This is a genomic window from Vibrio coralliilyticus ATCC BAA-450 (assembly GCF_000176135.1).
GTDB lineage: Bacteria > Pseudomonadota > Gammaproteobacteria > Enterobacterales > Vibrionaceae > Vibrio > Vibrio coralliilyticus.
On sequence record NZ_ACZN01000017.1, the window covers coordinates 547,481 to 560,158 of the forward strand.

7 protein-coding genes and 2 pseudogenes are annotated in these 12,678 nt (G+C 45.1%); 4 read left to right on the top strand and 5 right to left on the bottom strand.

Annotation, left to right across the window (positions count from 1 at the left end; translation table 11 throughout):
• Positions 1–64: 64 nt before the first annotated feature.
• Together gcvT and VIC_RS17640 are read right to left on the bottom strand one after the other, a co-directional pair.
• Positions 65–1,182, bottom strand: a pseudogene (gcvT, locus tag VIC_RS17635) (glycine cleavage system aminomethyltransferase GcvT).
• A gap of 258 nt (positions 1,183–1,440) precedes the next feature.
• Positions 1,441–2,064, bottom strand: coding sequence for a helix-turn-helix domain-containing protein (locus VIC_RS17640; RefSeq protein WP_006961443.1), 624 nt, complete (start codon positions 2,062–2,064; stop codon positions 1,441–1,443).
• 381 nt (positions 2,065–2,445) lie between these two features.
• On the opposite strand from VIC_RS17640, the gene VIC_RS17645 reads away from it, so the two are divergent.
• From VIC_RS17645 to VIC_RS17660, 4 genes and pseudogenes are all read left to right on the top strand, one after another.
• Positions 2,446–3,741: a serine hydroxymethyltransferase gene (locus tag VIC_RS17645; protein WP_006961444.1), complete on the top strand. Its 1,296-nt coding sequence runs from the start codon at positions 2,446–2,448 to the stop codon at positions 3,739–3,741.
• 37 nt (positions 3,742–3,778) lie between these two features.
• Positions 3,779–4,159 carry a glycine cleavage system protein GcvH gene (gene gcvH, locus VIC_RS17650; protein WP_006961445.1) on the top strand — a complete coding sequence of 127 codons (381 nt, stop codon included), beginning with the start codon at positions 3,779–3,781 and terminating at the stop codon, positions 4,157–4,159.
• Between the two features lie 119 nt (positions 4,160–4,278).
• Positions 4,279–7,144 (top strand): annotated as a pseudogene (gcvP, locus tag VIC_RS17655) (aminomethyl-transferring glycine dehydrogenase).
• A 358-nt stretch (positions 7,145–7,502) separates the two neighbouring features.
• A complete protein-coding gene (locus tag VIC_RS17660) occupies positions 7,503–9,452 on the top strand; it encodes a BspA family leucine-rich repeat surface protein (protein WP_006961447.1) in 1,950 nt (649 codons plus the stop codon).
• Positions 9,453–9,513: 61 nt separating this feature from the next.
• Here VIC_RS17660 and VIC_RS17665 read toward each other — a convergent pair whose 3' ends face one another.
• From VIC_RS17665 to VIC_RS17675, 3 genes are all read right to left on the bottom strand, one after another.
• Positions 9,514–10,497, bottom strand: coding sequence for a quinone oxidoreductase family protein (locus VIC_RS17665; protein WP_006961448.1), 984 nt, complete (start codon positions 10,495–10,497; stop codon positions 9,514–9,516).
• 113 nt (positions 10,498–10,610) lie between these two features.
• A complete protein-coding gene (locus VIC_RS17670; protein WP_006961449.1) occupies positions 10,611–11,495 on the bottom strand; it encodes a LysR family transcriptional regulator in 885 nt (294 codons plus the stop codon).
• A 62-nt stretch (positions 11,496–11,557) separates the two neighbouring features.
• The gene (locus VIC_RS17675) at positions 11,558–12,628 is read right to left on the bottom strand and encodes a threonine aldolase family protein (protein WP_006961450.1); all 1,071 of its coding nucleotides are present in this window, start codon (positions 12,626–12,628) and stop codon (positions 11,558–11,560) included.
• Positions 12,629–12,678 lie beyond the last annotated feature (50 nt).

Sequence of the window (12,678 nt, forward strand, 5' to 3'; positions counted from 1 at the left end):
ATCCGATATTGGTCACCCAATATCGGATTTTAAAATTCAATCAAATACTATTTATTTTGAAAGATTAGCCACGGTAGTAACGTTGAGGAACAAATGGCATTTTTTCAATAGTCATAGGCAGCTTCTTACCACGAACATCTGCGAACAATTCAGTGCCGATTGCTGCAAGATCTGCACGTACATAAGCCATTGAGACAGGCTTACCTGCGTTTGGACCCGCTGTACCACTGGTCACGACACCGACTTTGTTGTCATCAGCATCAAACAGCTCAGCACCCTCACGTACTGGCGCTTTCGTCTGACCTACTAGACCAACGCGCTTACGTGATACGTCTTTAGTTTCAATCTGCTTAAGGATGATATCCGCACCAGGGAAACCACCAGCGCGCTCACCATCTGTACGACGAACTTTCTGAATACCCCAAAGAAGGCTTGCTTCTACAGGTGTCGTCGTTGTATCAAGATCGTGTCCGTATAGGCACAGACCACACTCTAGACGAAGTGAATCACGTGCACCAAGACCAATCCACTCCACTTCTTCTTCCGCTGTTAGCTTCTGCGCAAGTTCTTCAGCATGCGTGTTCGGCACAGAGATTTCATAACCGTCTTCACCTGTGTAGCCACTACGGCTAACGATGCACTCAACACCTAGGATGTCTAACTTCTTCACATCCATAAATAGCATCTCGGCTACTCTGGGTTGAAACGCTTAAGCACATCGACTGCTTTAGGACCTTGAAGAGCCAGCAATGCGCGATCATCGATGATCTCTAGCTCAACACCCGTTGGTAAGTGAGCTTCAAGGTGGTTGATGTCCTGCTCTTTACACGCTGCGTTAACCACAACAAATAGGTGGTCGCCTAGGTTTGCCACCATTAGGTCATCCATGATGCCGCCTTCTTCATTAGTAAAGAAAGCATAGCGCTGGTTGCCCTGTGGTAGGTCAATGATGTCAACTGGAACTAACGACTCAAGAAACGCTGCGGCACCTTCACCGTGCAAACGAAGTTGTCCCATGTGAGACACATCAAAAAGACCCGCAGCGTCGCGAGTATGTAAGTGCTCTTTCTTTACACCCAGTTTGTATTGGACTGGCATGTCGTAGCCTGCGAAAGGAACCATTTTCGCACCAGCTTCTACGTGAAGCGTATGAAGTGGTGTTTTGAGTAGATCTTGAGTCATTGTTGTCTCCATTTAATCAGGTTCGTTTCCCGTTCAAGGAAACCTTGTTTCCAATAATAAACACGAGTGGAGAATTTTTGCACCATTAACAACAAGGGAACAGTCTAAAGTGTGACATTTAACATCATATTCACATTCAAAGGGGCAAAAAGAAAGCGCCATCTCAGACTGATTCTGTCCGAGATGGCGCTATTGTACTCATCTAAATCGCAAAAGCAAACGTTTGCCTTCACTATACGAAATTCTTTATAAATCGTGTTATTTAGCGGTCACCCACAAAATATTGGCATCCTGCTCACTGGTTGAGATGAGCATATGGCCCATGTTTGCGTCATAATAAACACTGTCACCTTCACTCAATTCTACCGGTTCGTAAAACTCCGAATAGAACATGACAGAGCCAGACAAAATCAGCAAAAACTCTTCACCGTCATGACGTACCCAATCACCGTACTCTTCAAAGTTTCGCGCATGAACTTGGCTTTTAAAAGGCATCATTTTCTTATTGGAAAGCTGAGTCGCCAAGAGCTCATGTTCGTAGGTCGGTGTCGGGTGTGGTTTTCCCTGCTTATTCTTAGTGATATCCCTACGTCCTGTTGCCACCTTTTTTCTAGGCGGTTCAAATAGTTGAGGCATATCTATCTGCAATCCAAGCGCCAGTTTCTGCATCGCCTGAAACGTAGGAGAAATCTGCTCATTCTCTATCTTACTTAGGGTCGAACGAGCGAGGCCAGTGCGTTGACTTGCCTCTTCAAGAGTAATCCCTAACTTACCGCGAATATCCTTGATTCTCTCACCCAATTTTAGGGGTTCGATGTTTTGATCGACGGCCTCTTTTGCCAGAGTCAAAGATGGGTACTCATCATAGATATCTTCGGGCATGCTTCCCTCTTATTAAACGTCCACTTCCTGTTCCATTTTCATTGTGCACGAACCCATTCAGAGAGGAAAGATAACAATAGGAAATAAAGCGTGCTCTCGGTAACAGTTTTAGAAACCATGTTTCCAATAGGAAATTTTTGGTTGATTGTTCCTTCGACAACCGCTATGTTACCAACTTGTTAGTTGTAGAGATGCTATTTCCGAACTGACTGATAAAGTGATTTAACAGTGAGATTCGGCTTTTCCCCAAGATTTGACACATCGCTTAGGGGTATAGAATTCACCCTGTCTTCGTTTTTGAGGGCAGTAAATAGAAAGAGGACTAACGAGAGCGATAACCCTATTAATAATCTCGTTAGCACGAATGGAAGGTCATCTACCATGAACAACACTTACCAAAATCACAGCCTAGAGAACTTTTTCTCGACTAATCTTGCTGCTACAGACGACGCGGTTTTCGCAGGTATCCAAGCGGAGAACACTCGTCAGAACGAACAAATCGAGCTCATTGCTTCAGAAAACATTGTTTCAAAAGCAGTGATGCAAGCTCAAGGCACTTGCCTAACCAACAAATACGCAGAAGGCTACCCTGGTCGTCGTTACTACGGCGGTTGTGAACATGTTGATACCGTAGAAGCAATCGCGATTGAGCGCGCTAAACAGCTGTTCAAATGCGATTTCGCTAACGTTCAGCCTCACTCTGGTGCACAGGCAAACGGCGCAGTTAAACTTGCTCTGCTTCAACCTGGCGATACTATCCTAGGCATGTCTCTGGATGCTGGCGGCCACCTAACTCACGGTGCGCGCCCTGCTCTTTCTGGTAAATGGTTCAACGCTGTTCAGTACGGTGTGGATCGTGAATCACTAGAAATCAACTACGAAGACGTTCGTGCTCTGGCACTTGAGCACAAACCAAAAATGATCATCGCAGGTGGTAGTGCTATTCCTCGTACTATCGACTTCGCAAAATTCCGTGAAATCGCTGATGAAGTTGATGCGATTCTAATGGTCGATATGGCGCACATCGCAGGTCTGATTGCGACTGGTGCTCACCCTAGCCCACTGCCACACGCACACGTTGTTACAACGACAACGCATAAAACATTGCGTGGCCCACGCGGCGGTATGATTCTGACCAACCACGAAGACATCATCAAGAAAATTAACTCAGCGGTATTCCCAGGCCTTCAAGGTGGCCCACTGATGCACGTGATCGCAGCTAAAGCCGTCGCTTTCGGTGAAGCTTTAGGCCCTGAATTCAATACTTATATTGATTCAGTGATCAATAACGCAAAAGTTCTGGCGGAAGTATTGCAAACTCGCGGTTGTGACATTGTGACTGGCGGCACTGACACGCACCTGATGCTGGTTGACCTTCGTCCTAAGGGCTTGAAAGGTAACAAAGCAGAAGAAGCGTTGGAGCGTGCAGGGATCACATGTAACAAAAATGGCATCCCATTCGATTCAGAGAAGCCTATGATTACATCGGGCATCCGTTTAGGGACGCCTGCGGGGACAAGCCGCGGCTTTGGCGCTGAAGAATTCAAACTCATCGGTAACTGGATTGGCGATGTACTGGACGGATTGGTGAACAACCCTGAAGGTGACGCAGAAGTAGAACAACGCGTTCGCAAAGAAGTGAAAGCGCTGTGTAATCGCTACCCACTTTACCAATAAACAATTTAATCAAAGTTATATTTTTGGAGATTAAGCAATGGACAACACACTGAAGTTTGCAGATAGCCACGAGTGGGTACGTGACAACGGTGACGGCACAGTAACTATCGGTATTTCAGAGCATGCACAAGAAATGCTAGGTGACGTTGTATTCGTAGACCTACCTGAAGTTGAAGCAGAAATCGAAGCGGGTGATAGCTTCTCTTTGGTTGAATCTGTAAAAGCAGCTTCAGATATCTACGCGCCAATCACTGGTGAGATTCTAGAAATCAACGAAGAGTTAGAAGATAGCCCAGAGCTAATCAACGAAGAACCTTTCGAAGGCGGTTGGATTGTTAAAGTGAAGATGTCAGATGCATCAGAGCTAGACAATCTGAAAAGCGCAGAAGAGTACCTAAACTCGATCGAAGACGAGTAATTAGGACGAGTTTAAAGCTGCCCCCAAACGGGAGGCAGCTTTTTTTCAAAGTTCGGACGTATAATTATTTATATCAGTAATGATATCCGATACCCGAATGATGGAGTAGGTAAAGGACAATGACTGAATTACTTCAAAGCCTCAGCACACAAAATGAGTTCGTTGCTCGCCACAACGGCCCAAATAAATCTGACCAACAAAAAATGTTGGATGCGATCAATGTTGCCAGTCTTGACGCACTGATCGACGAAACCGTACCAGCTCAAATTCGCCTAGAGCAGCCAATGACAATGGCTGAAGCATTGAGCGAAGCAGACATGCTGGCTGCGATGCGTGAATTCGCAGATCAAAACCAAATTAAACGTACATTCATCGGTCAGGGTTACTACAACACCTTTACGCCAAACGTGATTCTACGTAACGTATTGGAAAACCCAGGCTGGTACACAGCTTATACCCCTTACCAACCAGAAATTTCTCAAGGCCGTCTAGAAGCATTGCTGAACTATCAGCAAATGGTGATGGACTTGACGGGAATGGATATCGCGAACGCATCTCTTCTTGATGAAGCGACGGCGGCTGGTGAAGCGATGACGCTTTGTAAGCGTGCCGGCAAGAGCAAGAGCAACGTCTTCTTCGTAGCAGACGATGTTCACCCACAAACGCTAGAAGTGGTTAAGACTCGCGCTAAATACATCGGCTTTGACGTACAAGTTGGTTCTCTCGAATCTCTTCCTGAGCAAGATGTCTTCGGTGCATTGGTACAATACCCAGGTACTACGGGTGAAGTGCGCGACCTAACGGACATCATCGCCAAAGCACAAGCCAACAAAACACTAGTTGCCGTAGCCACTGACCTACTTGCTTCAGCGCTATTGAAGCCAGCAGGCGAAATGGGTGCAGACGTTGTCATCGGTTCTGCTCAACGTTTCGGCGTACCTATGGGTTACGGTGGTCCACACGCAGCCTTTATGGCAACACGTGAAAAGCACAAGCGTACAATCCCAGGCCGTGTTATTGGTGTGTCTATCGATACTAAGGGCAACCAAGCTCTGCGTATGGCTATGCAAACTCGTGAGCAGCACATCCGCCGCGAGAAAGCGACATCAAACATCTGTACGGCTCAGGCGCTACTGGCAAACATGGCTTCATTCTACGCGGTTTACCACGGCGCAGAAGGTCTACGTACTATTGCTCGTCGTACTCACCACATGACAGCTATTCTTGCAGCTGGTCTGACTAAGTCAGGCTATGAGCTCGCGCACAACAGCTTCTTCGATACCATAACTATCAACACTGCTGGTAAGACAGAAGAGCTGTACGCGAAAGCACAAGCAGCAGACATCAACCTACGCAAGCTAGACGGCAAGCTAGGCGTGAGCTTCGATGAAACAACGACAACGGGCGACATCGAAGCACTATTTGCCGTATTCGGCGTAAAAGAAGAAATCAACGCGCTTTCTTCTGAAATTGCAGGCAACGAGTTCGCGGCCATTCCTGAAGCGCTTCGTCGTACTTCAGAATACCTAACTCACCCAGTATTCAACACGCACCACAGCGAAACGCAGATGATGCGTTACCTGAAACAGCTTGAGAACAAAGACTTCTCGCTGACGCACGGTATGATTCCACTGGGCAGCTGTACAATGAAGCTGAATGCTGCGGCTGAGATGATCCCTGTAACTTGGCCTGAATTCGGCTCAATTCACCCATTCGCGCCAATCGAACAAGCTGCAGGTTACTCAGCTCTAGCGAAAGACTTGAAAGAGAAACTGTGTGAAATCACAGGTTACGATGCATTCTCACTACAACCAAACTCTGGTGCGTCTGGTGAGTACGCTGGTCTTATCGCGATTCAGCGCTACCATGACAGCCGTGGTGAAGGTCACCGTAACGTTTGTTTGATCCCAAGCTCTGCGCACGGTACTAACCCTGCGACAGCATCTATGGTGTCAATGAAAGTAGTCGTGGTGAAATGTGATGACGACGGTAACATTGATATCGACGATCTAGCGGAAAAAATCGAGAAGCACAAAGATAACCTTTCTAGCATTATGATCACTTACCCTTCTACGCACGGTGTGTACGAAGAGCAAGTGAAAGAAGTGTGTGAAATGGTTCATGCTGCTGGCGGTCAGGTTTACCTAGACGGCGCAAACATGAACGCACAGGTTGGCTTGACGTCTCCAGGCTTCATCGGCTCTGACGTTTCTCACCTGAACCTGCACAAAACCTTCTGTATCCCACACGGTGGTGGCGGTCCGGGTATGGGTCCTATCGGTGTGAAATCGCACCTAGCGCCATTCCTTCCTGGCCACATCGAGAACGGTGTTGAAGGCGATGACTTTGCTATCTCGGCAGCTGACCTAGGTAGCGCTTCTATTCTGCCTATCTCTTGGGCTTACATCGCCATGATGGGTGAAGCTGGCCTTACAGATGCAACTAAAGTTGCGATTCTGAACGCGAACTACATGATGGAGCGCCTACGCCCTCACTACCCTGTTCTTTACCGTGGTACGAACGGCCGCGTAGCACACGAATGTATTATTGATATTCGTCCGCTAAAAGAAGAAACAGGTATCAGCGAAGAAGATATCGCGAAGCGTCTGATGGACTACGGCTTCCACGCACCAACTATGTCGTTCCCTGTTGCAGGTACGCTAATGGTTGAGCCAACAGAATCCGAAGATCTAGAAGAGATCGACCGCTTCTGTGAAGCAATGATCGCAATTCGCGAAGAGATGGCTAAAGTGAAGAATGGTGAATGGCCACTAGAGAATAACCCTCTGGTTAATGCACCGCATACTCAAGTTGATCTTTCTGCTGCAGAATGGGATCGCCCATACTCGCGCGAACTTGGGCTGTTTCCCTTCACCTGCCACTAAGTCTTGGAAGTACTGGCCTACCGTTAACCGTGTAGATAACGTATACGGTGACCGTAACCTAATCTGTTCTTGTCCTAGCATCGAGAATTACGAAGACTAAGTTCATTTTTCCTATACAGATAAATCAAAGGCGAACCTCAAGGTTCGCCTTTTTATTTTCTTTTTATCACCCTGCCAATACACCACTAAAAACACATTCATCACTTAAATATATAAGTTCTGTGCTTTAGAGCTAAAACTCACCAAATTGCATATAAAAACACATAACTCATTATTTTATAAAGTGAATCTCATCAATATAATCCCACTCAATTTATATTGAGAGAAATATTTAATGATGAAATCTAAAGCCTATTTATTACTTTCGATTCTCACCTGAACACTCTCTTTCGAAAAAACACCCTTGTCTATTCACTAGTGTTGTTTCAACTCAAAACTATCTATCAGGAAAAATAACAATGAAAACATCAACGTTAGCCAGAAAGGCTTTGCTAAGTTGCGCTTTGCTTGGAATAAGTAGCACAGCCTATGCAATCGACATTGCGGTAAAGTGCCCCGATGCACCCGTTAACTCAGTGATCCTTGATAAAGGATACGTGTACGTAGTGGTTGATAACCAACTAATCAAAAATAAGACGTTATTGGATAACCTAGAAAAAGGCCATATCCGTTTCTGTACCAGTCAAGTCACTGATATGTATGAACTCTTCAAAGATCGCCAATCTTTCAATGGCGAAATCAGTGATTGGGATACATCTAACGTAACTAACATGAGTAGAGTATTCATGAATGCAAAGAGTTTCAACCAAGACATCGGCCACTGGGATACGTCTAGTGTCCGAAGTATGGCGTATACGTTCTCGGGTGCATCCAAATTCAACCAAGATATCGGGCATTGGGATACCTCCAGTGTAATAAGTATGCTGGGCACGTTCAGTTTCGCTTCAAACTTCAACCAGGATATCGGCCATTGGGACACGAGCAACGTATACGATTTTAGAACGATGTTTCAGGGTGCTTCATCATTCGATCAAGACATAGGCCACTGGAATACATCTAACGTAACTGACATGGGCAGAGCATTCATGAATGCAAAGAGTTTCAACCAAGATATCGGCCATTGGGATACCTCAAACGTCACTAATATGTTGTGGATGTTCGGTGGTGCTAAGACGTTCGATCAAGACATTGGCTACTGGGACACATCAAAAGTAACCAATATGATGCATATGTTTTATGAGGCTAAAGCGTTTAATCAAGATATTGGAAGCTGGGATACCTCTAACGTCACAGATATGACTAACATGTTCGCTCGAACAGCGGCATTTAACCAAGACATTGGCCGCTGGAATACCACTAAAGTAAAAAATATGAGAGGTATGTTTAATGCTGCAACAGCTTTTAATCAAGATATCGGTCACTGGAACACTTCAAGTGTGACTAATATGTCGAGTATGTTTAGCTCAGCTAGAGCTTTTAATCAAAACATTGGCAGATGGGACACTTCAAAAGTAACTAATATGATAAGCATGTTCAACTATGCAAGGAGCTTCAACCAAGATATTGGGAATTGGGACACATCAAAAGTTACTGATATGCGAAACATCTTTTACTATGCTGATGTTTTTGACCAACCTATTGGGCAATGGAACACATCTAATGTTACTACCATGTCTAACATGTTTTACCACGCTGAAAGCTTCAACCAGAGCATAGCTCAATGGGATACATCAAACGTCACTGATATGAGCAATATGTTCAGGTACGCAAAATCGTTTGACCAGGATATTGGGCAGTGGAATACGTCTAATGTGACCACCATGTCGAACATGTTTGACAGTGCTGAGAGCTTCAACCAGAGCATTGACCAATGGGATACATCAAACGTCACAAGCATGATCCAGATGTTCAGAAATGCATACAGATTCAATCAAGATATTGGCCGCTGGGACACCGCTAATGTGACATCTATGTCTTCCATGTTTAACTTCGCTAAAAACTTCAACCACAACATTGGCCAATGGGATACGTCAAATGTCACGGATATGAGCCAGATGTTTAGCACTGCACATAAATTTAATCAAGACATTGGGCAGTGGAATACCGAAAATACAACCAATATGTTCCGTATGTTCAGCAGCGCAAGTAGCTTTAACCAAGATATTAGCCACTGGAATACCTCAAACGTCACAAATATGTCTTTAATGTTCACTTACGCCACCGAATTTAATCAGGATATTGGTCGATGGGATACTTCCAATGTTACTGATATGGGGCATATGTTCTATTTCGCCAAAAACATGCATCAGGATATTAGCATTTGGGACGTAACCAGCGTCAGTGAGCACAGCAACTTTGCCAAAGCTAGTGCCCTTACCGAAGAACAACTTCCAGTCTTTGTTCACTAGATAACAAGCCCTATATCGAATAAAAGGCTAGTTCTTGACTAGCCTTTTCTACATGCTAGCACTACGGCACTAACAGCAGTTTACCCATTACTTTTCCTGCTTGAAGTTGTTCATGGGCTGTGCCCGCCTCCGATAGAGGTACTGTCGAATAAATAGGGGTCACCAACCCTTTATCCAGTAGTGCATAGATAGATTCCATAGATCGTTTCACTAGCGGATAGTTACTAAAGTAAGTCGCATAAATTTCTGAGTACGAAATGGTTGGAGCTTTGGCAAAATGCTTAACGACTTCAGCCTGAGTGTTTGTTTCACCCACTCCCGCCAGAAAACCAAAGATCACGATATGGCCTAACGTTGCCAGCACTTCTAAATCATCAGAGATACTGTCTCCTGCCACTGGATTGAAGATATAGTCCACTCCATGACCGTTAGTGACTTCTTTAACTTTATCAACCCAGTTGCCAGTCGAATTAAACGCGAAATCTGCGCCTAAACTTAGCGCCTGCTCTACCTTGCTATCTTTTCTGTCAAGTGCAATAACGGTAATCCCAGCAGCCTTTGCCAACTGAATCAGTGCCGTCCCCACCCCGCCAGTAGACGCATAAATCAATGCTGTTCGACCCTGCTCAGCTCGCACAACATTGTGTAGCATGTGATAAGCCGTAAAGTAAGTCACTGGCATGGAGCCCGCTTGCAACAAATCGGCAGATTCTGGCAACGCAATTAACTTATCAGCCTCAACCGCAGTGTATTCCGCATATGTTGACAAACCTATTGGGCCAAGAAACGCAACTTTTTGCCCTTGTTCCAATTCAGTATCATTGGCATCAACAACAATGCCACTACCCTCTACTCCAGAAATAAATGGAAGTTCTGGCATCATACCAGGAGGCATATTCCCTTCTCTGATTATGGTATCGATGAAATTCACTGGTGCGGCATGTACCTGTACCAACACTTGTCCCGGCTTTAGCTCGGGTTTTGCGACCTCTTTGTATAAAAGTTTTTCGCTGCCACCAGTCTGTTCAATTACAATCGCTTTCATGCTTTCTCCAAAATTCGTTTAGCTTTTGCTCGCAGGAAAATACTAAGTGATATTTTTAAGCTGCGTAATTGGCATAACCGGATAACAGAATTGCAAAAGTGGGATTATAAAGATTAACTGATCTCTGAATAACGCTCTTTTATATAGCTGACAATGTGCTTAATTTGGCTTTGCGCATGTCGCCTACCAAAATAATAAGCATACATCGAGCGTGTCCTTGGCTGAAGAGAATCAACCTTTACTTCGAGTAAGGATTGGTTTCTTATCATTGAAGTTGGCAAGTATGCCAAGTACCTCCCACTCATAACCGCATGGAGGGCTAATTCCAAATCATCTACGAGCAACTCAGCCATAGGGCTGAGGCTAACTTCTCCTTTCTCCTGAGTAACAAATGCCCATTGTTTTGCGGGCAAAGAAACAACCGCAGGTAAAGACTCAATCAGTGCTGAAGATACATACCCAGTGAGTTGGTGTTTTTCAATAAATGAAGGGGTTGCACAAACACTGTAAGGTATGTCCCAGAGGTGAAGTGCTATTGCTGAAGAATCCACTAAGGGACCAACTCTGAACGCAAAATCAATATCATCTTGTATCAGGTTTAAATTGGTATTAGACAGAGAAACGTCAAGTTTGAGTTCAGAGTGCTGACTAGCGAAATCAATGAGCCAAGGCCCCAGAAAGTCTAGGCCCGCTCTAACTGGCATAGATACTTTTAAACTACCTTGAAACGACACCTCAGCATCAACCGCGTGATTGATAGATTGTCGAATGGAACCAAACATTGGCGCGCAGTCTCGGTAAAGCTCATACCCACGGGACGATACCTTGACTTCTCGTGTTGAACGATGAAGGAGCTTTAACCCCAAATTATTTTCTAACGCATCAATACGTCTACTGACGGTACTGTGTGGCATGGACAACAACTCAGCCGTTTTTTTCAAACTACCCGTTTCGACCACACTAAAAAAAATGTTCAAATCATCCAATACTCGTTTCATTCTGGCTCCATGAATTAAACAACTAATTAGATATTATCCCATTTTTGCGCATCTAGGGTTAGTTATACCTTGGATATCAGTTCGAAGGTATGCCTTAGATCTTCATCACTTATGTTGAGCAGATTATCGCCCACATACCACTCAACAACCGACTGGTGTGGGTGACCTGTAACCTGCGGATGCCCAATCCAGATCCCCTTTTCTTTCGCCAGCTGCTTTTGCACTTCTAACGCTTTTTCATGACTAAACGGCAGTATCAAATGCAGCATATTCGATTGTGGTTGTATCGGATTGGCGACAAGCGTCGGATACTCTTCAAGGATTCGGTAGATTTGTTTGGTACGCTCAAACAGAGTTGGGAGCTGCTTAAGCCTCTGATCAAACTGCATGGCCGCTGAGACAACATAAGGGGTACGATGATAAACATTGCCTCCCTGACGCTTCATCCAAATCGATGCTCGCTCAACAAATTCCTTTGAGCCCAGCAGCATAGAACCACCTAAACCATTGATACCTTTGTAAAGAGAAACATAAGCCGTATCAAAACCTTTAGCGATTTGATGGTGCTCTTTCTGATAGTAGGCCGCGGTTTCCCAAAGCCTTGCACCATCCATGTGTAGATGAATGCCATTCGTCGCGCAGTAGGACTTAATCTCCTCCAGACTTTCCCAATCAGGCAATTGCCCGCCAATTTCACGCATAGGCAGTTCATACAATACCGCCGCAATTTCATCAGGCCACGCTTTCAGATCTTTCAGTGACCATGTTTGATATTGGTTACCAATCGGAAGAATACTGAAACGATTTTGCAACTGATAACCTTGCCTTTCATGGATATAGATATGGCTGGAAGGATGCATTGCGACCACTGGGTTGCGCTTCTCTTTAGTGACCAATTCCAATACGGTGGGCTGCGTCATCGTCCCCGTAATCACGAACAAAGCCGCCTCGTAACCAAGCAAGTCCGCAATTTTTTGTTCAAACGCCTGAATGGTTTCTCCTTCGCCATAAACGTCGTGAGCCACATTGTGTTCTTCACACCATGCGGCCATTTTGGCAAAGTGCTCTGCCGGCGTGTCTTCTTTGTTACCGGGGAAAATCGTATGACAAAGCTGTTTCAACTGACTGCTCATTATTATTCTTTCCTTGAGGTTGTAGAGGTATTTGTCTTTCTGCCGTCACC